This is a genomic window from Isoptericola sp. NPDC019693, assembly GCF_044389085.1.
Taxonomy (GTDB): domain Bacteria; phylum Actinomycetota; class Actinomycetes; order Actinomycetales; family Cellulomonadaceae; genus Isoptericola.
In genome coordinates this window covers 105,223-128,844 of the sequence record NZ_JBIRXP010000006.1, presented here as the reverse complement: position 1 = coordinate 128,844, position 23,622 = coordinate 105,223, and the positions used below count along the sequence as shown (strand labels likewise).

At 76.0% G+C, this 23,622-nt stretch carries 20 protein-coding genes; 11 read left to right on the top strand and 9 right to left on the bottom strand.

The annotated features are described in order from the left end of the window. Nucleotides 1–12: 12 nt before the first annotated feature. From recC to ACH436_RS17390, 9 genes are all read left to right on the top strand, one after another. A complete protein-coding gene (gene recC / locus ACH436_RS17430; RefSeq protein ID WP_430561459.1) occupies nucleotides 13–3,456 on the top strand; it encodes an exodeoxyribonuclease V subunit gamma in 3,444 nt (1,147 codons plus the stop codon). Then, nucleotides 3,453–6,998, top strand: a complete 3,546-nt coding sequence (locus ACH436_RS17425; RefSeq protein ID WP_430561458.1) for a UvrD-helicase domain-containing protein — start codon at nucleotides 3,453–3,455, stop codon at nucleotides 6,996–6,998. Before recC ends, ACH436_RS17425 begins: the two co-directional genes overlap by 4 nt. Further along, nucleotides 6,995–9,028: an exodeoxyribonuclease V subunit alpha gene (recD, locus tag ACH436_RS17420; protein WP_430561457.1), complete on the top strand. Its 2,034-nt coding sequence runs from the start codon at nucleotides 6,995–6,997 to the stop codon at nucleotides 9,026–9,028. The genes ACH436_RS17425 and recD overlap by 4 nt, the downstream gene beginning before the upstream one ends. A 100-nt stretch (nucleotides 9,029–9,128) precedes the next feature. Further along, nucleotides 9,129–10,202 carry an LLM class flavin-dependent oxidoreductase gene (locus tag ACH436_RS17415; RefSeq protein WP_430561456.1) on the top strand — a complete coding sequence of 358 codons (1,074 nt, stop codon included), beginning with the start codon at nucleotides 9,129–9,131 and terminating at the stop codon, nucleotides 10,200–10,202. Between the two features lie 64 nt (nucleotides 10,203–10,266). After that, the gene (locus tag ACH436_RS17410; RefSeq protein ID WP_430561455.1) at nucleotides 10,267–10,524 is read left to right on the top strand and encodes a type II toxin-antitoxin system Phd/YefM family antitoxin; all 258 of its coding nucleotides are present in this window, start codon (nucleotides 10,267–10,269) and stop codon (nucleotides 10,522–10,524) included. Beyond that, the gene (locus ACH436_RS17405) at nucleotides 10,521–10,919 is read left to right on the top strand and encodes a type II toxin-antitoxin system VapC family toxin (protein WP_430561454.1); all 399 of its coding nucleotides are present in this window, start codon (nucleotides 10,521–10,523) and stop codon (nucleotides 10,917–10,919) included. Before ACH436_RS17410 ends, ACH436_RS17405 begins: the two co-directional genes overlap by 4 nt. 23 nt (nucleotides 10,920–10,942) lie before the next feature. Beyond that, the gene (locus ACH436_RS17400; protein WP_430561453.1) at nucleotides 10,943–11,740 is read left to right on the top strand and encodes an MBL fold metallo-hydrolase; all 798 of its coding nucleotides are present in this window, start codon (nucleotides 10,943–10,945) and stop codon (nucleotides 11,738–11,740) included. Nucleotides 11,741–11,803: 63 nt separating this feature from the next. Continuing rightward, entirely contained in the window at nucleotides 11,804–12,715 is a 912-nt protein-coding gene (locus ACH436_RS17395) for an LLM class flavin-dependent oxidoreductase (protein WP_430561452.1), read from the top strand. Nucleotides 12,716–12,782: 67 nt separating this feature from the next. Further along, complete coding sequence (locus ACH436_RS17390; RefSeq protein ID WP_430561451.1) at nucleotides 12,783–13,166, top strand: VOC family protein; 384 nt, start codon at nucleotides 12,783–12,785, stop codon at nucleotides 13,164–13,166. Nucleotides 13,167–13,169: 3 nt separating this feature from the next. Here the strand turns inward: ACH436_RS17390 and ACH436_RS17385 are convergent, their stop codons facing one another. Genes ACH436_RS17385 through purS form a run of 3 tightly spaced genes read right to left on the bottom strand, consistent with a single transcriptional unit; the run spans nucleotide 13,170 to nucleotide 14,697 of the window. Beyond that, nucleotides 13,170–13,694 carry a GNAT family N-acetyltransferase gene (locus ACH436_RS17385; protein ID WP_430561450.1) on the bottom strand — a complete coding sequence of 175 codons (525 nt, stop codon included), beginning with the start codon at nucleotides 13,692–13,694 and terminating at the stop codon, nucleotides 13,170–13,172. After that, complete coding sequence (gene purQ, locus ACH436_RS17380; RefSeq protein WP_430561449.1) at nucleotides 13,691–14,410, bottom strand: phosphoribosylformylglycinamidine synthase subunit PurQ; 720 nt, start codon at nucleotides 14,408–14,410, stop codon at nucleotides 13,691–13,693. The genes ACH436_RS17385 and purQ overlap by 4 nt, the downstream gene beginning before the upstream one ends. Next, nucleotides 14,410–14,697 (bottom strand): phosphoribosylformylglycinamidine synthase subunit PurS, encoded by a 288-nt coding sequence (gene purS / locus ACH436_RS17375; RefSeq protein WP_079575850.1) that lies wholly within the window; start codon nucleotides 14,695–14,697, stop codon nucleotides 14,410–14,412. The genes purQ and purS overlap by 1 nt, the downstream gene beginning before the upstream one ends. Nucleotides 14,698–14,930: 233 nt before the next feature. Between purS and ACH436_RS17370 the strand changes: the two genes are divergently transcribed. Beyond that, nucleotides 14,931–15,755 carry a septum formation family protein gene (locus ACH436_RS17370; protein ID WP_430561448.1) on the top strand — a complete coding sequence of 275 codons (825 nt, stop codon included), beginning with the start codon at nucleotides 14,931–14,933 and terminating at the stop codon, nucleotides 15,753–15,755. Between the two features lie 37 nt (nucleotides 15,756–15,792). Here ACH436_RS17370 and ACH436_RS17365 read toward each other — a convergent pair whose 3' ends face one another. The 5 genes from ACH436_RS17365 to ACH436_RS17345 form a co-directional block, all read right to left on the bottom strand. Beyond that, nucleotides 15,793–16,764: a phosphoribosylaminoimidazolesuccinocarboxamide synthase gene (locus ACH436_RS17365; RefSeq protein WP_430561447.1), complete on the bottom strand. Its 972-nt coding sequence runs from the start codon at nucleotides 16,762–16,764 to the stop codon at nucleotides 15,793–15,795. A gap of 143 nt (nucleotides 16,765–16,907) precedes the next feature. Next, nucleotides 16,908–18,188, bottom strand: a complete 1,281-nt coding sequence (gene purD / locus ACH436_RS17360; protein WP_430561446.1) for a phosphoribosylamine--glycine ligase — start codon at nucleotides 18,186–18,188, stop codon at nucleotides 16,908–16,910. Between the two features lie 83 nt (nucleotides 18,189–18,271). Then, nucleotides 18,272–19,006, bottom strand: a complete 735-nt coding sequence (locus ACH436_RS17355; RefSeq protein WP_430561445.1) for a transporter substrate-binding domain-containing protein — start codon at nucleotides 19,004–19,006, stop codon at nucleotides 18,272–18,274. Nucleotide 19,007: 1 nt separating this feature from the next. Next, nucleotides 19,008–20,300 (bottom strand): adenylosuccinate synthase, encoded by a 1,293-nt coding sequence (locus ACH436_RS17350; protein WP_430561444.1) that lies wholly within the window; start codon nucleotides 20,298–20,300, stop codon nucleotides 19,008–19,010. Between the two features lie 123 nt (nucleotides 20,301–20,423). Next, entirely contained in the window at nucleotides 20,424–20,786 is a 363-nt protein-coding gene (locus ACH436_RS17345) for an STAS domain-containing protein (protein WP_430561443.1), read from the bottom strand. Between the two features lie 87 nt (nucleotides 20,787–20,873). On the opposite strand from ACH436_RS17345, the gene ACH436_RS17340 reads away from it, so the two are divergent. Then, entirely contained in the window at nucleotides 20,874–21,323 is a 450-nt protein-coding gene (locus ACH436_RS17340) for a DUF3151 domain-containing protein (RefSeq protein WP_430561442.1), read from the top strand. A gap of 22 nt (nucleotides 21,324–21,345) precedes the next feature. Here ACH436_RS17340 and ACH436_RS17335 read toward each other — a convergent pair whose 3' ends face one another. Next, nucleotides 21,346–23,526 (bottom strand): SpoIIE family protein phosphatase, encoded by a 2,181-nt coding sequence (locus ACH436_RS17335; protein ID WP_430561441.1) that lies wholly within the window; start codon nucleotides 23,524–23,526, stop codon nucleotides 21,346–21,348. Nucleotides 23,527–23,622 lie beyond the last annotated feature (96 nt).

The window sequence follows — 23,622 nt, the reverse complement described above, 5'->3', positions numbered from 1 at the left end:
AACCTGGCGGACGTGCTGCACGTCCACCGGTCCGAGCGCTCCGACGCGCTGGTCGCCCCGCTCGCCGAGGTGCTCGCCGCGCCGCCGGACGACCCGTTCACGCCCGACGTCGTCGCGGTGCCCACCCGCGGCATCGAGCGGTGGCTGGCGCAGCGGCTGTCGCACCGGCTCGGGGTCGCCGGGGCCCCGGGAGCCGGCGTCTGCGCCAACGTGGACTTCGCGTCGCCGTCGCGGCTGGTCGCGTCGGCGGTGACGGCGGTGACCGGCGTCGAGCCGGACGACGACCCGTGGCGCCGCGCCCGGCTCGTGTGGCCGGTGCTGGAGACGATCGACGCCGCTCTCGACGAGGGCTGGGCGGCGCCGCTCGCGCGGTACGTCGGGGAGGACGGCGACGGCGTGCGGCGCTCGCGCCGCGTCGCGCTGGCCCAGCGGGTGGCGGAGCTGTTCGCCGCCTACGCCCAGCAGCGGCCCGGCCTGCTCACCGCCTGGCTCGAGGGTCGCGACGACGACGGGGCGGGCGCAGCCGTCCCCGACGACCTGGCGTGGCAGCCGCGGCTGTGGCGGCGGGTGCACGAGCGCGTGGGAGCCCCGGGACCGGCGGAGGTGCTGGCGCAGGCGGTCGGTGCGCTGCGCACCGACCCGGGGGGCGTCGACCTGCCTGCCCGGCTGTCCGTCTTCGGCCCCACCCGGCTGCCCGAGGACCAGCGTCAGGTGCTGGCCGCCCTCGCACTGCACCGCGACGTCCACCTGTGGCTGCCCCACCCGTCGCCCGCCCTGTGGCGGTCGGTCGACGAGCTCGTCGCCGCGGGCGCGACGACGGGCCCGCGCCGCGCCGCGATGCCGCCCGCCGCCCGGCATCCCCTGCTGGCCTCCACCGCCCGCGACGCCGTCGAGCTGCAGCTGCGGCTCGCGGGCGCCCTCGACGCCCCCGGCGACGGCGCCCCCGAGGTGCGGGTCTCCGCCCACCCCGCACCGACGCTCCCCGGCAGCCTGCTCGGCGCGCTCCAGGCAGCGCTGCGCGACGACGACCCCGACGCCGCGCCGCGCCCGGTCGCCCCCGATGACCGCAGCGTGCAGGTGCACGCGTGCCACGGACGGGCGCGGCAGGTCGAGGTGCTGCGGGAGGTGCTCAGCGGGCTCTTCGCCGCCGACCCGACGCTGGAGCCGCGCGACGTCATCGTCATGTGCCCCGACGTCGAGTCGTTCGCCCCGCTCGTGACGGCGACGTTCGGCGCCGCGCCCGACGGCATCACGCAGGTGCACCCCGGGCAGCGGCTGCGGGTCAGCCTGGCCGACCGCGGCCCGGGCGTGATCAACCCGGTGCTCGGCGTGCTCGCCACCCTGCTGCGCCTCGCCGACGGCCGCGTCACGGCGTCGGAGGTGCTCGACCTCGCCACGACCGAGCCCGTGCGCCGCCGCTTCCGCCTCTCCGACGACGACCTCGACCGCTGGCGGGCCTGGGCCGTCGAGGTGGGCGTGCGCTGGGGCGAGGACGGGTCGCGGCGCGAGCGTTTCGGCATCGACCCGCGGGTGCGGCAGGGCACGTGGGACGCCGCGCTGGACCGCGTGCTGCTGGGCGTGGCGATGGCCGAGGAGGACTCGCGGTTCGTGGGCCCGGCGCTGCCGCTGGACGACGTCGGGTCCACCGACGTGGACGTCGCCGGCCGGTTCGCGGAGCTGGTGTCCCGCCTGACGGGGCTGCTCGCCGACCTCGACGGCACGCACCCGCTGGAGCACTGGCTCGACACGCTCGGCCGGGCCGTCACGCTGCTCGCCGACCCGGCGCCGGACGACGCGTGGCAGTCGCTGCAGGCGCACCGCGTGCTCGGCGATGTGCGGGCGGCGGGCGCGGGCCGGGCCACCGCGGGCGACGGGCTGCGGCTGGAGGACGTGCGGGCCCTGCTCGCCGACCGGCTGGCGGGCCGCCCCACCCGCGCGGGCTTCCGCACCGGCGCCCTCACCGTGTGCTCGCTGGAGCCGATGCGCGCCGTCCCGCACCGCGTGGTGTGCCTGCTCGGCATGGAGGACGGCGCGTTCCCCCGGTCCGCGACGCCCGACGGCGACGACCTCCTGGCGCGCGACCCGCTGCTGGGCGAGCGGGACCGGCGCAGCGAGGACCGGCAGATCTTCCTCGATGCGCTCACCGCCGCGCGCGAGCACCTCGTGGTGCTGCACTCGGGCGCCGACGAGCGCACCGGCGCGGCCCGCCCGCCCGCCGTCCCCGTCGCGGAGCTGCTGGACGCGCTCGACCGGGTCGGCGAGGCGTCGGACGGCGGCCCCGTGCGGCGCCAGGTCGTCGTGCGGCACCCGCTCCAGGTGGTCGGCGAGCGCAACTTCGAGGCCGGCGCCCTGGGCACCCCCGGGCCGTTCAGCTTCGACACGGCGGCGTTCCGGGGCGCGGAGGCCGGCAGGGGGACGCGGGTCGAGCCGGGGCTGCTCGTGCCCGAGCCGCTCGCGCTCGACCCCGCCGACCCGGCGGAGGTGGACCTCGACGACCTCGTCGCGATGCTCGAGCACCCGGTGCGCTGGTTCCTGCGCACCACGCTCGACGTGCGTGTGGCTCAGGACGAGGACGAGGTGGACGACCGCCTGCCCCTGACGATGGCGCCGCTGGCCGCGTGGGGCGCGGGCGACCGGATCCTCACCGCCGTGCTCGGGGGGACCGACCCCGGGCGCGCGTTCCAGGCCGAGTGGCGGCGTGGCCAGGCTCCGCCGCGCGAGCTGGGCCGCACCGCGCTGCGCGACGTCGTCGAGCGGGTCCAGCCGGTGGAGACGATGGCGCGGCAGGTCCGCGCCGAGCAGGCGGCGCGCGCCGTCGACGTGTCGGCCGCGCTGCCCTCCGGCGTCCTCGTCACCGGCACGGTCCCCGGGGTGCACGGCGGCCGCGTCGTGCGCGCGGAGTACTCGAAGCTCGGCCCGAAGCACCGCCTGCGCGCCTGGGTGCAGACCCTCGCGCTCGCGGCCTCTGGCGCTTCGACAGGCTCAGGACGGCGCGGCGACGACGGGCTGCCCACTGGGCAGCAGTGGCACGCGGGCACGGTCGGGCGGGCGCCCGGCCGCGGGGCGAAGGCGGCGTGGAGCCTGATCCAATCCCCCGACCCCGCCGACGCCGCGCGCCTGCTCGACGACCTGGTCGCGCTGCGCGCCGAGGCCGTCCGCGCGCCGCTCCCCCTGCCGCCCGACGCGTCGCACGCGTATGCGGTCACGCGCGGGGGCGGCACGGGCGACCCCGGGCAGGCGATGAGCGAGGCGCGCTTCACGTGGAACGGCGGCTTCGAGAAGTCCGACGCCTACCACCTCATGGTGTGGGGCGAGGGCGCGTCGTTCGATGCGATCGCGGGGGTGCCGGGCGACGACGACCGGCGCAGGTACCCGGACGAACCCTCCCGGCTGGGCGCGCTCGCCCGGCGGGTGTGGGACCCGTTGCTGGCGCACGAGCAGAAGGGCACCTCATGAGCGCGGGCATCGGCACCGACGCGACCGCCGGGATCGCGGGGGTCCCCGAGCGGCCGGTCTTCGACGTCTGCGGCCCGCTGCCCGAGGGCACCACGGTGCTCGAGGCGAGCGCCGGCACGGGCAAGACCTTCACGATCGCGGCGCTCGCGACGCGGTACGTGGCCGAGGGGCGCGCCGAGCTGCGCGAGCTCATGCTCGTGACGTTCGGTCGGGCGGCGACGTCGGAGCTGCGCGACCGCGTGCGCGAGCGGCTGGTGAGCGCCGAGCGGGCGCTGCGCGGCCCGGACCCGGCGTTCAGCGACGACCCGGTCGTTGCGCTCCTCGCCGACGTCGACGACGCCGAGCTGGAGCGCCGCCGCGGCCGCCTCACGGCCGCCCTGTCCCAGCTCGACGCGGCGACGATCACCACGACGCACGGCTTCTGCCAGCAGATGCTCACGTCCCTCGGCATCGCGGCGGACGTCGACCCGGCCGCGACGTTCGTGGCCGACGTCGCCGACCTCGTGCGCGAGGTGTCGGACGACCTGTACGTGCGCCGGTTCTCCGACGAGGCGCACCCCGCGCTCACGCCGTCGATGGCGGCCGACCTGGGCCGCGCCGCGGTCAGCGACCACCAGGCCGGCGTCGAGCCCGCCGAGCCGGGCGGGGGCACGCCGTCCACCCCGGGCGCGCTGCGCCGGGCGGTGGCCCAGGAGACCCGCGACGAGACGCTGCGGCGCAAGCGCGCGCAGCACCTCATGGACTACGACGACCTGCTGGTCATGCTGCGCGACGCGCTGGCCGACCCGGCGCACGGGGCCACCGCGGCCGCGCGGGTGCGGTCCCGGTTCCGCGTCGTCATGGTGGACGAGTTCCAGGACACCGACCCGGTCCAGTGGGAGATCCTGCGCACCGCCTTCCACGGCCACCGCACCCTGGTGCTCATCGGCGACCCCAAGCAGGCGATCTACGCCTTCCGCGGCGCCGACGTCGTCGCATACCTCGACGCGCAGCAGGACGCGACCGCCGTCGCCACGCTCGGCACCAGCTGGCGCAGCGACGAGCCGCTGCTGCGCGCCCTCGACACGGTGCTGGGCGGCGCGGCGCTGGGCGACGAGCGGATCGTCGTCCGGCCGGTGGACGCCGCGCACCGGGGCTCGCGCTTCGACGGCGGCGCACCGCTGCGGCTGCGGCAGGTGACGCGGGCCGCCCTCGGGATGTCGCCCGGCGAGACGCCGCCGGTCGGGCCGCCGCGCCAGCTCGTCGCGGCGGACGTCGCGGCCGACATCGCGGCGCGCCTGGGCCGCGACCGGCTGGTGGACCCGGACGCCGCGAACGACGAGGGCGACGGCGGTGGCGCGTGGCGGCCGCTCGAGCCGCGCGACGTCGCGGTGCTCACCCGCACGAACGCGCAGGCCGAGGCGGTGCGGTCGGAGCTGACGACCCGCGGCGTGCCCGCCGTCGTGTCCGGGCTGTCGAGCGTGTTCGCCACGCCCTCGGCCCGCGACTGGCTCACCCTGCTCGCCGCGCTGGAGCAGCCGGGGGCCCACGGGCGCGCGGCCGCGCTGGCCCTGACCCCGTTCGTCGGCTGGGACGCCGAGCGCCTCGCGACCGCGGACGACGCCGCGCACGACGCCCTCGCCGACACGGTGCGGCGCTGGTCGAGGCTGCTGTGGTCGCGCGGCGTCGCCGCCCTCCAGGAGGCGGTGACCCGCGACGGGCTGGCAGAGCGCCTGATGCGCACCAGCACGGGCGAACGCCACCTCACCGACCTGCGGCACGTGGGCGAGGTGCTGCACGCCGCGGCCGTCACGGAGGGCCTGGGCGCGTCCGCGCTCACGGCCTGGCTGCGCCGGCGCATCCGCGAGGCCGCGCAGGACTACGACGAGGAGCGCAGCCGCCGCCTCGAGACGGACGCCGCGGCGGTGCAGGTCGTCACGGTGCACGCCAGCAAGGGCCTGGAGTTCGGCGTCGTGTACGTGCCGTTCGCGTGGGACCGGTTCGAGCCGCGCCAGCCGGAGGTGCTGCGGTTCCACGCCGGCGACGGGCGACGCATCCTGCACGTGGGCGGGCCCGGGTCCTTCGGGTACGACGCCGCCCTGGAGCGGCACCGCCGCGAGGAAGGCGGCGAGGACCTGCGCCTGCTGTACGTGGCGCTGACGCGCGCCCGGCACCAGGTGGTGGCGCACTGGGCGCCGTCCAAGGCGAACTCCGCGAAGGCGGGGCTGACGCGCGTCGTGCTGGGCGACCGCACGCTCGGCGGCGAGCCCGCGCCGCACGCCCCCCAGCAGGCGATGCGTGACGACGCGGTCCGGGCGGCGCTCGGCACGCTCGCCCAGGCGTCGGGCGGCACGATCGCCGTCGAGGAGGTGCCGGGCACTCCGCCGACCGAACGCTGGCGGCCGCCCGCGCAGGACGAGCCCGTGCTCGACGTCGCGCGCCTCGACCGGGTGCCCGACCCGACGTGGCGCCGCGCGTCGTACTCCGCGCTCACCGCCGCCGCCCACCACGGGGCGCGGCCCGGCACCACGACGGCGGCCGCGACGGGGTCGGGTGGCACGGAGCCGGGGGGCGTCGAGTCCGAGCCGGAGGGCGGCGGGGTCCAGGACGAGCCCGCCGAGGCCGCTCCGACGGCCGTGCGGCCGGGCGGCGTCGACGGAGACCCCGGCACGGCGCCCGGCGCCGACCTGCCGTCCCCCATGTCGGGGCTGCCGGCGGGCACCGGATTCGGCACCCTCGTGCACGAGGTGCTGGAGTACGCGGACACCGCCGCCCCGGACCTCGACGCCGAGCTGCTCGCCCGCTGCGCGGCCGCGGCGACCACGCGGGTGCCGGGCACCGACCCGGCCGAGCTCGCCGCCGCCCTGGGCGTCGTCGCGCGGACCCCGCTCGGCCCGCTCGCCGGCGGACGCACCCTCGCGGACGTCGTCCCCCGCGACCGGCTCGCCGAGCTGGAGTTCGAGCTCCCGCTGGCCGGGGGCGACGGCGACACGGGCACGGGCGCCGGCGGGAGCGACCCCGCGCCCGAGGGCGCCACCCTGGCCGGCATCGCGACGGTGCTGGGCCGCTTCCTGGGCGACGACGACGCGTTCGCCGCCTACCCGGCCGTGCTCGCCGAGCTCGCGGCGTCCGACCCTGCGGCCCGCCCGCTGCGTGGTTACCTCACCGGGTCGATCGACGCGGTGCTGCGGGTGCCCGGGGACGACGGGACGCCGCGCTTCCTCGTCGTGGACTACAAGACGAACCGCCTCGGCGCGTTCGACGCCCCGCTCACCGCGTACGACTACCGGCCGGAGGCCACGGTCGACGCGATGCTGCACGCCCACTACCCGCTGCAGCTCGTGCTCTACCTCGTCGCCCTGCACCGCTATCTGGCGTGGCGGCTGCCCGGCTACGACCCCGACGTCCACCTCGGCGGCGGCCTGTACCTGTTCGTCCGCGGCATGTGCGGCCCGGACACCCCCGCGGGGCCCGACGGAGCCCCGCACGGCGTCGTGTCGTGGGTGCCGCCGCGCGGGCTGGTGCCCGCCCTGTCCGCGCTGCTCGACGGAGGCGACGCATGACCGGCACCACCACCCTCCGGGGCCTCGCGGCCGAGGCCTCCGGCGACGTGCGCCTCGCCGCCACGGCGCCCGACCTGCTGCGGGAGTTCAACGCCGCGGGGCTCGTCGCCGCGACGGACGTGCACGTCGCGGCCCGGCTGGGGCGGCTGACGGGCGAGGACGACACGACGGTGCTGCTCGCCGTCGCGCTCGCCGTCCGCGCGCTGCGCGGCGGGTCCGTGTGCGTGCGGCTCGACGACCCGGCCGAGCTCGCCGCGCTCGCGGTGCCCGAGGACGCCGACCGTGGCGACACACCGGCCGACGGTCCGGGCGACCGCCCCGGCGCGGCCGCTCCCCCGCCGTGGCCCGAGCATGCCGCCTGGTTGCGGGCGATCGAGGCCAGCCCGCTCGTGGCCGTCGGCGCCGGTGAGCCGCAGGACCGGCCCGCGCGCTGGGTCGGCGGGCGGCTGTACCTCGACCGGTACTGGCGGGACGAGCTCACCGTGCGGCGGCTCGTCGACGCGCGGCTGCAGGCGCCCCCGCTCGCGCCCGCCGCCGCGGACCGGCTGGGGGCGGCGCTCGCCCGCCTGTTCCCCGAGGCGGGCGACGTCCGACAGCGGCTCGCCGCGGCGCACGCCGCCGGGCGCCGGCTCACGGTGCTCACCGGCGGGCCGGGCACGGGCAAGACCACGACCGTCGCACGGCTCCTCGCGGTGCTCCAGGACGTCGACGGCGACCCCGCGCTGCGCGTCGCGCTCGCCGCACCGACGGGCAAGGCCGCCGCCCGGCTCCAGGAGGCCGTGCGCGACGTCGTCGGAGCCCTGCCGCCCGAGGACCGCGAGCGCACAGGCCGCCCGGAGGCCACCACCGTGCACCGGCTGCTCGGCTACCGCAGCGCCACGCGGTTCCGGCACCACGCGGGGCACCACCTGCCGCACGACGTCGTCGTCGTGGACGAGACGTCGATGGTGCCGCTGTCGCTCATGGCGCGTCTGCTCGAGGCGCTGCGACCCGACGCGCGGCTCGTGCTCGTCGGGGACCCGGACCAGCTCGCGTCGGTCGAGGCGGGGGCCGTGCTGGGCGACCTCGTCGCACGCCCGGCCGTGGTGGAGCGCCTGGACGAGCACGTCACCACCACGCGGCCGGACGGCGGCACGTTCGGCGGCTCGTTCGAGGGCATGGAGGGCGGCACTGGCGAGGACACGGACGAGCGGAGGACCGGCGGCGGGAAGCCGGGCTCGGCGCTGGCCAACGGCGTCGTGCGGCTCGTCACGGTGCACCGGCAGGGCGAGGACTCCGCGATCCTGCCGCTCGCGGCGGCCATCCGGGAGGGCGACGCCGACGCCGTCCTCGACGTCCTGCGCGCGGGCACCGGCGGCGTCGAGCTGGTCGAGGCGGACACCGAACGCCTCGACGAGGCCGCCGTCCAGGGGCTGCACGAGGACGCGGTCGACGCCGGCCGACGGCTCGTCGCCGCGGCCCGGGACGGCGACGCCGCGGGTGCCCTCGAGGCGCTCAACGCGCACCGGGTCATGGTGGCGCACCGGCGCGGCCCGGTCGGCGTGGCCCGCTGGGCGGCACAGGTCGAGGCCTGGGTGGAGGACGCGACGGCCGACGGACCCCTGTCGCCGGCGGCTCCGGGGACGCCGTGGGTCGTGGGCCGCCCGCTGCTCGTCACGAGCAACGACGCCGACGTCGGCCTGTACAACGGCGACACCGGGGTGCTCGTCGCGGAGGGGGACCCGGCCGACGGCGCGGTGGTCGCGGTGTTCGGCGACCCTCGGGCCCCGCTGCGGGTACGCACCCACCGCCTGCCCCCGGTCGAGACGGTGCACGCCATGACCGTGCACCGCGCACAGGGCAGCCAGTTCCGCCGTGTCTCCCTCGTGCTGCCGCCACCCACGTCGCCGCTGCTCACCCGCGAGCTGCTGTACACGGCGGTCACCCGCGCGCAGGAGTTCGTGCGCGTCGTCGGCACCGCCGACGCCGTGCGCGCCGCCGTCGCGCACCCCGTGCGTCGCGCGAGCGGGCTCCGCGACCCTCTCCCCTGACGTGGAGGGCGTGATCTTGGCCCTGTTTCGGTGCCGATACGGGGCCAATATCACGCCCACGACGGAATAGGAGTCCCGCCTTCGAGGGTTGTCCCAGGCGATGAACGCCGCCGCCCCCACCCCCGCGCCCACGTCCCCCCGCCTGTCCGTGCTGGACCTCGTGCCGGTCCGCACCGGGCAGTCCAGCCCCCAGGCGCTGGCCGCCTCGCTCGCGCTGGTGCGCCGGGCGGACGAGCTGGGCTTCGAGCGGTACTGGTTCGCCGAGCACCACAACATGCCCGCGGTGGCGGCGTCCACGCCGCCGGTGATGATCGCGGCGGCCGCCGCCGCCACGGAGCGGATCCGTGTCGGCTCCGGCGGCGTCATGCTGCCCAACCACGCGCCGCTCGTCGTGGCGGAGCAGTTCGCCGCGCTGGAGGCGCTCGCCCCGGGCCGCGTCGACCTCGGCATCGGCCGCGCGCCCGGCTCCGACCCGGTGGTCACGGCCCTGCTGCGGCAGTCCGGCCCGACGTCGGACGTCGAGCGGTTCCCGCAGCACGTGCGCGACATCCTCGCCCTGATGAGCCCCGACGGCGCCACCCTCCGGCTCGGCGACGGCAACCTCTACGACGTGCACGCCACCCCGGCCGCCGACGGCGCCCCCACGGTGTGGCTGCTCGGCTCCAGCGACTACTCCGCCCGGCTCGCCGCCGAGCTCGGCCTGCCGTACGTGTTCGCGAACCACTTCTCCGGCGCGGGCATCGACCAGGTGCTCGCCCTCTACCGGGACGGCTACCGGCCCAGCGCCGCCCACCCGGAGCCGCAGACGTTCCTCACCGTGAACGTGGTCGTGGCGCCCACCGCCGTCGAGGCGCACGAGCGCGCCCTGCCGCAGCTGCGGTCGATGGCACGCCTGCGCACCGGCAAGCCGATGGGCCGCGCCGAGACGGTCGAGCAGGCCGCCGCCGACCCGCTGGACCCGATGGCCGAGCAGATCGTCGCGGACATGCGCTCGCGCTGGGTGGTCGGCGAGCCCCACCAGGCCGCAGCACAGCTCCGCGACCTCGCCGTCCGGCACGGCGCGGACGAGGTCATGGTCGTGCCCGTCGCCGGCTCCTACGAGTCCGAGCCCCTGGACGCCACCCCCGGCCGCGTCCAGACCCTCGAGCTGCTGGCCGAGGCGCTCGCCGCGTGACGTTGCAGCCGGCCACGCAGGCGGACTAACCTCGACTTAGTCCAGTCGGGTCCCGGAGGGCAGCGTGAAGACCGTCAACGTGCACGAGGCCAAGACCCACCTTTCCCGTCTCCTCGCGGCGGTCGAGTCCGGCGAGGAGGTCGTCATCGCCCGAGCCGGCCGACCCGTCGCCCGCCTGGTCGGCACCGACGCGACGGCACGGCCGCGGCGGGAGCTCGGCCCGCTGCGCGGCCGGTTCACGATGCCCGACGACTTCGACCACTGGGCGCAGGACGAGGTGTCCGCCCTGTTCGAGGGTGACGACGCGGCGGGCGCCCGGTGAGGTACCTGCTCGACACCAACGTCCTCGTGTGGACGCTCGGTTTCCCGGAACGGCTGCCCGACGACGTCGCCGAGATCCTGGCCGACCCCGAGCCCGAGATCTGGTTCAGCGCCGTCAACATCTGGGAGATCGGCATCAAGTCCGCACTGGGCCGGGCCGACTTCGACCTGGACCCGCACGTGGCTCGCGCGACCACCCTGGCCCTCGGATTCGTGGAGCTCGCCGTCGACGGCGCCCACGCGGTCACGGCGGCCCGGCTGCCTGCCGTCCATCGGGACCCGTTCGACCGGATGCTGGTGGCGCAGGCCATCATGACGGGTTCCACCCTGCTGACCAGCGACACCACCGTCGCCGCGTACCAGGGGCCCGTCCGCCACGTCGGTCGCGGCGGCTGACGACCGCGAGAGAGGACCAGCTGATGACCGACGTCGCCGTCGTCCGCGCGGACAACCCCGGCCCGATGACCCTGGACGGCACGCGCTCGTACGTGCTGCGCGCGCCGGGTTCGGCGTCGTGCGTGGTCGTGGACCCGGGACCCGACGACGAGCGCCACCTCGCCACCCTGGCCGCGGCGGGCCCGGTGGAGCTGGTGCTGGTCACGCACCGCCACGCCGACCACACGGCCGGGTCCGCCCGCCTGCACGCGCTCACCGGCGCCCCGGTGCGAGCTGCCGACCCGGAGCACTGCCACGGTGGCGACCCGCTGCGCGGCGGCGAGTCGATCGACGCCGCCGGCCTCCGGGTCGACGTCCTCGCGACGCCAGGGCACACCGCCGACTCGGTGTCCTTCGTCGTGACGGTGCCCGACGGCGCCGGGTCGCCGGAGCCAGTGGTGCTCACGGGCGACACGGTGCTCGGGCAGGGCACCACCGTGATCGCCGAGCCGGACGGTTCGCTGCGCGACTACCTCGCGAGCCTGGATGTTCTCGAGCGGGTGGGCGACGGCCGGGCCGGCCTGCCCGGGCACGGCCCGGCGATCGACGACCTGGGCGTCGCCGTCCGCGCGTACCGCGCCCACCGCCTGGAGCGCCTCGACCAGGTCCGGGCCGCGCTCGCCGCGCTCGGCCGGGCACCCGGCGACGGCAGGGAGGACGCCGGCGAGACCGCCGACGCCGTGGTCGCGCACGTCTACGCGGACGTGGCACCGGCCGTGCGCCGGGCGGCGCGACAGTCCGTCGTCGCCCAGCTCGCCTACCTGCGCGACGAGCCCGCCTGACCCGAGGCGCAGCCCCGGCCGGCGGGCCGGGCGGGTGTCGGTGTCCCGCGGCACGATGACGTGATGACGGTCACGCCTGCCCCGCTCCCGGAAGCCCGACCCGCCGTCCGCCTGGGTGTCGCCTTCGTCCCCACCATGCCGCCCGAGTCGCTGCGGACCCTCGCCACCGCGGTCGAGGCCGCGGGCCTGGACGACCTGTGGGTGTGGGAGGACTGCTTCAAGCAGAGCGGCGTCGCGTCGGCCGCCGCCGCGCTCGCCTGGACCGAGCGGATCCGCGTCGGGATCGGCCTCATGCCGGCGCCGCTGCGCAGCACCGCCGTGACGGCGATGGAGGTCGCCACGGTCGCCCGCATGTTCCCCGGGCGGTTCGTGCCGGCCGTGGGTCACGGCGTCCAGGAGTGGATGGAACAGGCCGGGGTGCGCGCGTCGTCGCCCCTCACGCTGCTGCGCGAGCACGCCGACGCCCTGCGCGACCTGCTCGCGGGCGACGAGGTGACGACGTCGGGCCGCTACGTGACGCTCGACCGCGTCCGCCTCGACTGGCCCGCGCCGGACGTGCCGCTGCTGCTCGGCGGCGTCGGGCCGCGCTCCCTGGCGCTGGCGGGCGAGCTGGGCGACGGCGTCATCCTCGCCAACGCCCTCACTCCCGACGACGTGCGCGCGGCCGCCGAGACGGCCGGCGCCGCCGCCCGGGCCGCCGGCCGGCCCGCGCCCGGCGTGTACGCCACCCTCATCGCGGCGACCGGGGCCGACGCGCAGCAGCGACTCGACGCCGAGCTGCCGCTGTGGGGGGCGGAGCCCGGGCGCGGCATCGGCGCGGCCGGCGACGCCCGGGCCGTCGCCGACGGTGTCCTCCGCCTGGCCGCCGCCGGCGCCTCCGCGGTGGCGGTGCAGCCCACGGCCGACGAGCCCGACCTGGCCGGGTTCGTCGAGCTGCTCGGCCGCGAGGTGCGGCCCCTACTCGACCACGCATGAGAGTGACGACGCACGACCACGCACGACCACGCACGACCATTCAGGCAGGTCCACCCGAGGAGCAGACATGGACTGGAAGATCGAGCTCATCCACGTGCCCGTGAGCGACGTGGACCGGGCGAAGGAGTTCTACGAGCGCGTGGGCTTCCACCCGGACCACGACCAGCAGGTGAACGACGACCTGCGGTTCGTGCAGATGACGCCGCCGGGCTCGGCCTGCTCCATCGCGTTCGGGACAGGCCTGGGCGGCACGCTGCAACCGGGTCAGCTGGACGCGATCCAGGTGGTGGTGCCCGACGCCGACGAGGCGCTGGCCCACCTGCGCGCCGCCGGGGTCGAGGCGCAGGGCGTGGACGACCAGCCGTGGGGACGCTTCGTCACGTTCGCCGACCCGGACGGCAACTCCTGGACCCTGCAGCAGCTCCCCGCCTGGTCCGCGAACGCGGGCTGAGGGTCAGAGGCGCTTGCCGTAGCAGCGCTGCTGCTCGAAGTGAGCGTGGTCGCCGAACGACTCGATCGGCTCGTAACCGAGGGCCTCGTACAGTGCGATCGCCTCGGGCTGTGCGGTGCCGGTCTCGAGCACGAAGCGGCGGAAGCCGACCTGCCGGGCGGCGCGCTCCAGCTCCGACATCAGGCGCCGCGCGACGCCGCGGCCGCGGACGTCGCCGTCCACGTACAGGCGCTTGACCTCGCCGGTCGCCGCGGGGTGGGTGGTGCCGCGCCCCCGGCGGTCGTCCGTGCCGGAGACGTCGCGCACCGCGGCGGTGCCGACGGGACGGCCGTCCAGCCGCGCCACGAGCGTGACGACGATCGTCCGCGGGTCGATGGCCGGCGCCTCGTCGTCCCCGCCGTACCGCACGGCCATCTCCGCCTCCTGCGCGGAGCGCAGGGCCGCGGCCGCGGGGTCGTCCCACGCCACGGCGTCGACCGTGAGGCCGTCCGGCCCGGTGGTCGACGGCGGGGTGGCGATCGCGGTCATGCCGAGACGAGCGACGCCAGCACCGACGTGAAGAAGCCGAGCCCGTCCGTGCCGGAGCGCGGGCCGGCCTCGCCGTCCGGGCCGAACCCGGCCTCGACGGCGTGCTCCGGGTGCGGCATGAGGCCGACGACGTTGCCGCGCGCGTTGGTGATCCCGGCGATGTCACGACGCGAGCCGTTCGGGTTCCACCCCTGGTAGCGGAACACCACGCGGCCCTCGCCCTCGAGCTCGTCGAGGGTGCGGTCGTCGGCCACGAACTGGCCGTCCTGGTTCTTCAGCGGGATGGTGATGTGCTGGCCGGGCCGGTACTGGTTGGTCCACGCCGTCGACGTGTTCTCGACGGACAGCACCTGCTCGCGGCACACGAAGTGCAGGTGGTCGTTCTTCACCATCGAGCCGGGCAGCAGGTGCGCCTCGGTGAGCACCTGGAAGCCGTTGCAGATGCCGAGCACCGGCATGCCGCCCTTCGCGGCGTCCACGACGGCGTCCATCGCGGGCGCGAAGCGCGAGATCGCGCCGGCACGCAGGTAGTCGCCGTAGGAGAAGCCGCCAGGCAGGACGACGGCGTCGACGCCCTGCAGGTCGCCGTCGCCGTGCCACAGCGACACGGGCTCGCCGCCGGCGAGCCGCACGGCGCGCGAGGCGTCGCGGTCGTCGAGCGTGCCCGGGAAGGTGACGACGCCGATCCGCGCCGACGCGAGGGTCCCGGCGGTCATCAGGCCACGCCCTCGGCGGTGATCGTCCCGGCGGCGTCGGTCGCCGCGTCGGCGACGCGCACGACGTCCTCGATGACCGGGTTCGACAGCAGCGTCTCGGCCGCCTGCTGCGCGGCGGCGAGCACCTCGGGCGTGACGTCGCCGTCCACCTCGAGCTCGAACCGCTTGCCCTGGCGCACCCCGCTGAACTGGGTGAAGCCGAGGCGGGGCAGCGCCCCGACGACGGCCTTGCCCTGGGGGTCCAGGATCTCGGGCTTGGGCATGACCTCGACGACGACGCGTCCCACGGGTGCTCCTTGGATCGTGACCGGTAGCTGGCCGGGTGGTCCAGCGGCCGCCGCTCCTCAGGTCCCCGCACGGGCAGCACCGCGGGGGCGCGCGCGTGAGGGCGGGAGCACGACGGCGGGATTCCGCGACGAGTCTACCGCTCGCGCGCTAGCCTTCTGACGCCGCGGAGCGCAGCCGGACGACGGCGCCGCCGACGCCGCGTCATCCACCACCGCACCGACCCCGAGGAAGCATGTCCGCACCCACGCCTCCGCCCTCCGGCGGCACGCCCGACCCGTACACCACGCCCGACGCCGGCGGCCCGCAGGAGCCGTACGCCCCGCACGCGCCGTACGGGCAGCCCGCGCCGCCGGTGCCCGGCACCCCGTACGGCACCCCCGCCCCGGGGACGCCGTACGACGCCCACGCCCCGTACGGGTACGCCCCGCCCCGCAGGACCGACGGCGTGTCCGTCGCGGCGCTCGTCACCGGCATCCTCGGCATGGCGCTGATCCCGCTCGGGCTCGGCATCGCCGGCGTGGTGCGCACCAAGGACCCCGCGAGGTCGGGCCGCGGCCTGGCGATCGCGGGGATCGTGCTGGGCGCCCTGAGCACGATCGCCTGGGCGCTGTTCTTCGCGCTCGTCGTCTTCGTCGCGACCGACGACGACTTCCAGGACGCGTTCGCCGAGGGCTACCAGGACGGTATCCAGGAGGAGCTGAGCCTCGGCTACGGCCCGGGCGAGTGCTTCGACGTCCCCGACGGCTCGGTCGACCTGGCCGACGTCACCCCCGCCGACTGCGAGGGCCCGCACTCCTCCGAGGTGATCGGGACCCACGACCTCGAGGGCGACGACGGTTTCCCCGGCGCCGACGCGATCGAGCGCAGCTTCACCGAGCTGTGCCCGCGGACCTTCGTCGTGTACGTCGGGTCCGACTACGAGTCCTCGAGCCTGTCGATGTACTACGTCGCTCCGGACGAGACGACCTGGGCGCTCGGCGACCGCGAGCTGGTCTGCATCGTCGAGAACGGGGACGGCACGCCGCTCACGGGCAGCGTCACGGCCTCGCGGATGTGAGGCCGCGCCGCTGCGCCGGGCGGGGTCTCGTGCCCGTTCAGCGCAGCGGCGCCCCCGTGAGGCGCTGGTACGCCTCGAGGTAGCGGTCGCGGGTGCGCTCGACGACGTCGTCCGGCAGCGCGGGCGGCGGTGCGTCGGACGCACGGTCCCAGCCGGACGCGTCGGACGTCAGCCAGTCGCGCACGAACTGCTTGTCGAAGCTCGGCTGGGCACGTCCCGGTTCCCACTGGTCCGCCGGCCAGAACCGCGACGAGTCGGGGGTGAGCACCTCGTCGCCCAGCACCGTCTCGCCGGTGGCGGGGTCGACGCCGAACTCGAGCTTGGTGTCCGCGAGGATCACGCCGCGCTCGCGCGCGATCCCCTCGGCGCGGGCGTAGACGGCGAGCGTGAGGTCCCGCAGGCGCGTGGCGGCGTCGTCGCCGACCCGGCGCGCCACCTCCTCGAACGGCACGTTCTCGTCGTGCTCGCCCACCTCGGCCTTGGTCGCCGGCGTGAAGATCGGCTGCGGCAGGCGCGACCCGTCGACGAGGCCGGCGGGCAGCGGGATGCCCGTGACCTCGCCCGACGCGCGGTACTCGGCCAGGCCCGAACCCGTGAGGTAGCCGCGGGCCACGCACTCGACGGGGAACATCTCCAGGCGCCGGCAGATCATCGCGCGACCGGCGACGACGTCGGGCACCAGCCCGTCGGCCGGCGCGGCGCTCGCCTCGGTGGACACGACGTGGTTCGGGACGAGGTCCGCGAGCTGGTCGAACCACCACAGGCTGAGCTGCGTGAGCACCACGCCCTTGTCGGGGATCCCCGGGGAGAGGGTGTGGTCGTAGGCGGACACCCGGTCCGACGCCACGACGAGGACGACGTCGCCCAGCGGGTGCACGCCGCCCAGGGCCGGCAGGTCCGGCTCGTACAGGTCGCGGACCTTGCCGGAGTAGACGTGCCGCCACCCCGGCAGGTCGAGCGGTCCCCCGGCGAAGGCGTCGGGCTGGTCGGCGTCGCGCGTCTCGGTCACGGCGCCCAGTCTCGCATCCGGCGGCGCGACGGGGCGTCTTCGTCCGCGACCCCGCCGCACCGCTCGATCAGTTCGGCAGGACGTGGATCTCTTCGGCACCGATCCGTGCCGAAGAGATCCAGTCACTGCCGAACAGAGCAGCGTCAGGGGACGGCGACCTCGCCCCGCTCGGCCTTGAGCGCGATGTCGCTGCGGTGGTGCGAGCCGTCCAGCGCGATCTTCTCGACCCCGGCGTAGGACGCCGCGCGGGCGGCCGCGAGGTCCGTGCCCCGGCCGACGACGGACAGCACGCGCCCGCCGGCGGACACCAGCGCGCCGCCCGTGACGGCGGTGCCGGCGTGCAGCACGTGCACGCCGTGCAGCGCCTCGGCGTCGTCGATCCCGGTGATCGGGTCACCCTTGCGCGGCGACTCGGGGTAGCCCTGGGAGGCGACGACGACGTTCACCACGGCGTCGTCCGACCAGCGCAGCGGCTCGATGCCGTCGAGGCGCCCGGTGGCGGCGGCGAGCAGGACGCCGGACAGCGGGGTGCGCAGGCGCGCGAGCACGGCCTGGATCTCCGGGTCGCCGAAGCGGGCGTTGAACTCCACGACGCGCGTGCCGCGCGAGGTCAGCGCCAGACCGACGTAGAGGACGCCGGAGAACGGGGTGCCGCGGCGGGCCATCTCGTCCACGGTGGGCTGCGCGATCCGGTCGACCACCTCGGCCACGAGGCCCGACGGCGCCCAGTCGAGCGGCGTGTAGGCGCCCATGCCGCCCGTGTTGGGGCCGGCGTCGTCGTCGCCCACCCGCTTGAAGTCCTGCGCCGGCACCATCGGCACCACCGTGGCGCCGTCGCACAGGCAGAACAGCGAGACCTCCGGGCCGTCGAGGTACTCCTCGACCACGACCGTGCCGTCGACCCCGCGCGCCTCGAGCGCCTCGCGGGCGTGCGCGAGGGCGGCGTCACGGTCGGACGTCACGACGACGCCCTTGCCGGCGGCGAGCCCGTCGTCCTTGACGACGTACGGGGCGCCGAACGCGTCCAGCGCGTCGGCGACCTGCTCGACGGTGGTGCACACGTGGGCCATCGCCGTCGGGACGGCCGCGGCGGCCATGACGTCCTTCGCGAACGCCTTCGACCCCTCGAGCCGGGCGGCCTCTGCCGACGGCCCGAAGACGGGGACCCCGGCCTCGCGGACCGCGTCGGCGACCCCGGCCACGAGCGGCGCCTCGGGCCCGACGACGACGAGGTCGACGCCCAGCGACCGGGCGAGGGCGGCGACGGCGCGGCCGTCGTTCGCGTCCACGGGGTGCAGCGCGGCCTGCGCGGCCATGCCCGGGTTGCCGGGCGCGGCGTGCAGCTCGTGCGCCGGCTCCTCCGACGCGAGGGCGTGGACGATGGCGTGCTCACGGGCACCGGTCCCGACGACAAGGATCTTCACGGGCGACCATGCTAACGATCCCGGCGGCGGGACCGCCCCGGCGTCCGTCCCGGACGTCGTCGCGCCAGGTGGGACTGCCAGGGTCAGTCCGTCGTTCCCGAGGGCACGGTCGCGTCCTGGCCGGAGCGTGCCAGGGCGGCCGCGACGAAGCCGTCGGCGGTGAGCTCGGCGACGGCGTCGCGCAGCCACGCCACGGCGGCCGGGTCGCGGTCGCGTCCCGTGGCGACGGCCTGCCGGATCTCGGTGAACCGCGGCTCGACGACGCGCAGCCCCGGGTGCTCGGCGACGTACCGCGTGAGCGGCTGGCGGATGCCCGCCGCCACCTCCAGCCCGTGCTCCTCGAAGGCGACGGTGCCGTCGGCGCCGCGCACCACCTCGGCGCGGGCGAGCGTGCGCGAGAGGAACAGGTCGTAGGCCGACCCCTGCTTCACCCCGACGCGCACGCCCGGCCGGTCGACGTCGTCGGCGGTGCGGACGGGAGAGCCCTCCGGCACCGCGTACACGCCCTCGATGAGCACGTACGGCGCGGTGAACGCCACCTGCTCGGCGCGCTCGGGCTCGACGGCGAGGAAGCCGACGTCGGCCCGGCCCTCCGCGACGGCCGCGAACGAGTGCCGCGCCGCGTCGACGCACTCCAGGCGGGCGGGCACGCCCAGCCGCCGCGCCAGCTCCCGCGCGAGGTCCACGGTGACGCCCGACGGGGCGTCCGGCGTGCCCTGCGCCAGCACCGGGTTGCCGAGGTTCACCACCGCGCGCAGCACCCCCTGCGGGGCGAGCGCGGCGCGGACCTCCGGGGTCACCTGCGCGGGAGCCGCCACGTCAGCGCGCGTGGATCAGGTCGTGCACCGGGATGATCTCGTCGCGGCGCGGGCCGACGCCCACCGCGGAGATGCGGCAGCCGGACAGCTCCTCCAGCCGCGCGAGGTAGGCCTGCGCGTTCGCGGGCAGGTCCTCGATGGTGCGGGCACCGGAGATGTCCTCCCACCAGCCCGGCATCTCCTCGTAGATCGGCTTCGCATGGTGGAACGCCGACTGGTCGTCGGGCATCTCGTCGTAGCGGGTGCCGTCCACGTCGTAGGCCACGCAGACCGGCACCTTCTCCAGGCCCGTGAGCACGTCCAGCTTGGTCACCACGAGGTCCGTGAGGCCGTTGATGCGCGACGCGTACCGGGCGATGACGGAGTCGTACCAGCCGCAGCGGCGCGCACGGCCGGTCGTGACGCCGTACTCGCCGCCGGTCTTGAGCAGGTACTCGCCCATGTCGTCGAACAGCTCGGTGGGGAACGGGCCCTCGCCGACGCGCGTCGTGTAGGCCTTGATGACGCCGATGACGGAGTCCACGCGGGTGGGCCCGATGCCCGAGCCGGTCACCGCGCCGCCGGCCGTGGCGCTCGACGAGGTGACGAACGGGTACGTGCCGTGGTCGATGTCGAGCATCGTGGCCTGGCCGGCCTCGAACAGGACGTTCTTGCCGTCGTCGAGCGCCTGGTTGAGCACGAGCGGCGTGTTCGCGACCATCGGGCGCAGGCGCTCGGCGTGCGCCAGCAGCTCGTCGACCGTCGCGTCGATGTCGACGGCGCGGCGGTTGTAGACCTTCACGAGCAGGTGGTTCTTCTGGTCGAGGGAGCCCTCGACCTTCTCCCGCAGGATCTTCGGGTCGAACAGGTCCGCGATGCGGATGCCGACGCGGTTGATCTTGTCGGCGTACGCCGGGCCGATGCCACGACCCGTGGTGCCGATGCGGCGCTTGCCGAGGAACCGCTCCGTGACCTTGTCGAGCGTGCGGTGGTAGCCGGCGATGACGTGCGCCTGGCTCGAGACCAGCAGGCGGGAGACGTCCACGCCGCGCACGATGAGGTCGTCGAGCTCCTCGAACAGCACGTCGATGTCCACGACCACGCCGTTGCCGATGACGGGCACGACGCCCGGCGACAGGATGCCGGAGGGCAGCAGGTGCAGCGCGTACTTCTCGTCGCCGATGACGACGGTGTGACCCGCGTTGTTCCCGCCGTTGAACTTCACGACGTAGTCGACCCGTGACCCGAGCAGGTCCGTGGCCTTTCCCTTGCCCTCATCGCCCCACTGGGCACCGACGAGCACCACGGCTGGCATGAAATCTCCTCGCGTCGACGAGGCCCGGCGTGTTCACCCACGTCACCTCAGGAGGCGGGCCTCCTGGGCCGGGCCGCGCCCGAGTTTACCCGCCCGTGACCTACCTGCCGGTCCGGCGCGCGCTCAGCCCGCGGGGTGGTGCGTCGCGGACGTCGACGGGGCGGGCGCGGACTCGCACCGGTGGTCGCGGTCGATGCGGAACAGGTCGAGGGCCCCGCACACCTCGAGCACGAACAGGTCGCGCTCGTCCGCGCCGCGCAGCACCGTGGCTCCGCCGCGCTTGCGGCCGGCGTCGGCGAGGGAGATGAGGAACGCGGCGCCGGTCGAGTCCATGAACGTGACGCGGCACATGTCGATCACCAGCAGCTGCCGCCGCAGCCCGACCACCCGGGTGGCGATCTCCGGGAACTGGTCCCGCTCCGCGAGGTCGAGGTCACCGGCGATCACGAGCGTCGTCGTCGTCGAAGACGTCGCGATCTCGATCATGGAGCGAGCGTACCCGCGACCGGCGGTGCACGGTGCTCGAGGCGTCGAACCAGGACGGCGCCGGGAACGGCGGGCCAGAATGGGTCCATGACGTCCTCCCCGCGTGACCTGCTCGCCGGCCCGCCCCCGACGCTCCTGCCCGACGACCACCCCCAGGTGCGCGAGGGCCTGGACACCGGCGAGGACCCGGCGCGGCTCGCCGCCGACCACCCCGCCGCCACCCTCGCCTGGGCCGTGCTGGCCGAGTCGACGCTCGACGCCGCCGGCACCGAGCCCACCCCCGCCCGGTCCGTGACGGCGTACGCGTACGCGCGCACCGGGTACCACCGCGGGCTCGACGCGCTGCGCCGCGCCGGGTGGCGCGGGCAGGGGCCGATCCCTGCCGACCACGTGCCCAACCAGGGCTTCCTGCGCGCCCTCGCGGCGCTCTCCGAGGCGGCCGCGCAGATCGGCGAGACGGACGAGGCGGAGCGCTGCGCGCAGTTCCTGCGCGACTCCGGCACGTCGGCCGAGGAGGTCCGCGCGCTGCGCGACTGACGCGAACCTGCCTTCCGGCAGGTCAGCCGGGGGCGACGGCGTTCGCGTGCAGCTTGGCCCACACGAGCTTGCCGGACCCGGCAGGCCGCCAGCCCCAGTCCGCGAGCCGCTCGACGATCTGCATCCCGAACCCGCCGACGCGGTTGGGGTGGCCGTCGGTGGTGACGGGCGGGGCAGGGTTGGAGTCCTCGACCTCGATGCGCAGCCCGTCGCCGGTGTCGAACAGGCGCAGCGCGATGTTGCCCCAGCCGTGCAGGACGCCGTTGGCGACCAGCTCGGAGACCACCAGCTCCGCCGACGCGGACTCCGGCAGCCCCCAGGCCTGGCAGGTGCGCAGCACGGCGTGCCGGGCCCGCCCGATGGAGGCCGGCTCGCTCGGCAGCAGCCACCGCCGCGACCGCGGGCTGAGCGGCTGGATCTGGGCGTCGGCGACCGGGTCGGGCACGCGGACGACGACGAGCGCGACGTCGTCCTCGGGGGCGTCGGCGAGCCGCGACAGCAGCTCCTCCCCCACCCCGGCGGCGTCGCGGGCGGTGATGCGCGCCGACGTCTCGATGAGCGCGTCCAGGCCGACCTTGAGCGACCGGTCGCGGCGCTCGATGAGGCCGTCCGTGTAGAAGAGCAGCACGTCCCCGCGTCGCAGCTCCGCCTGGCCGGTGGTGCGCGGCTTCGACCCGAACCCGACGAGGGAGCCGGCCCCGCCCGCGAGCTGCGTGACGGTGCCGTCGCGCAGCAGCAGCGGCGGCAGGTGGCCGGCACGGGTGTACTGCACGGTCCAGGCGTCGCCGTCCTGCTGGTTCCGCAGCGTGGCGTAGACCATGGACGCGGACCGCGGGATCCGCATCCCGGTGACGAGCTGGTCCACCCGGTCCACCACGATGCCCGGGGTGGCGAGCTCGAACGCGTACGACCGCACCACCGACCGGAGCTGCCCCATGGCGGCGGCCGCCTCGACGTCGTGCCCCACGACGTCGCCGACCACCAGCCCGACGGTGCCCTCGTTGATCTGCAGCACGTCGTACCAGTCGCCGCCCACCTGGGCGTGCTCGGCGTTGGGGGCGTAGTAGGTCCACACGTCCAGCCCGGAGACGTCGGCCTGCTCGGGGAGCATGGCGCGCTGCAACGCCTCCGCGAGCCGGTGCTCGCGCGCGTACAGGCGCGCGTTGTCGATGGCGGTGCCGGCCCGCCGCGCCACCACCTCGATCACGGTGTGCACGTGCTGCGGCTCGCTCGGGCCGGGCCAGGCCTCCTCGGTGACGGTGCCGTCGGCGGCGACGCCGACGCCGTGCCAGGTCGCGAGCAGCCCCAGCACGCGGCGTCGTCCCGCCACGGCGTGCACGACGACGGCGCGCGGCAGCGCCCCGGTCTCCTCCACCACGCGGCGCAGCAGGTCGCGGCGCAGCCACCCGGACGCGGAGTGCGCCGGGAAGCCCGCGTCGAGCCGCAGCATCACGGGGCCCTCGACGACACCCTCCAGCAGGTCCTGCACCTCGTCACGGACCGGCTCGCGGGAGGCCCGGGCGTCGGCGGGCGGGTCCGGCGGCTCCCCGGGGACGTCGTCGGGGAGCTCGGGCACGTACCGCGCGTGCCGGCGGCCACGGCCGCTGGGCGGCGACGCGACGTCGACGCCGTCGGTGAAGACGAGCCCGTCGTCGTTGACGTAGAAGCCCGCCCACGGCACGAGCGCGCGCAGCAGGTCGGCGATGTCGCGCAGCGCGTACGGGTACTCGAGGTCGCCGAGCAGCTCCGTGGTCTGCGCGATGAGGTCGAGGTCGGCCCGCTCCCGGCGCTCCACCTCGAGGGACGCGAGCTGGTTGGCCTGCCGCTCGACGTGCGTCGACACGTCCGTCGCCGTGCCGAACCAGTGCTCCGCGGGGCTCGCCGGCCCCGGCACCGGTGTCATCGTGACCTGCCACCACGTGGCCCGGCCGTCGATCAGCCGCCCGCTCACCATCCGCGTGGTGGGACGCCCGGAGCGGAGGTCGCCCTGGCTGCGCTCACGCTCCGCGTCGTCGCCCACGAGCTCCAGGAGCGGGTGCCTGCCCAGGACGGCGAGGTCGTTGACGCCGATCCCGGACTCGCGCCCGAAGGCGTCGTTGACCCACAGGACGGGCATCCCGTCCTCCCAGGCGCCCGTGACGAAGGCGGGGATGACCGCCGCGGCGATGGCCGCGTCGAGGAATCCGTCCGGAAGGGGCGGCACAGGACCGGATGATTCGGTCATAATGCCTCCACTGCCGAGATTCCCCGCCCTGGTTGGTGTTCTTGCTGGTCATTCAACCGTAGATTGGTGTCCGCC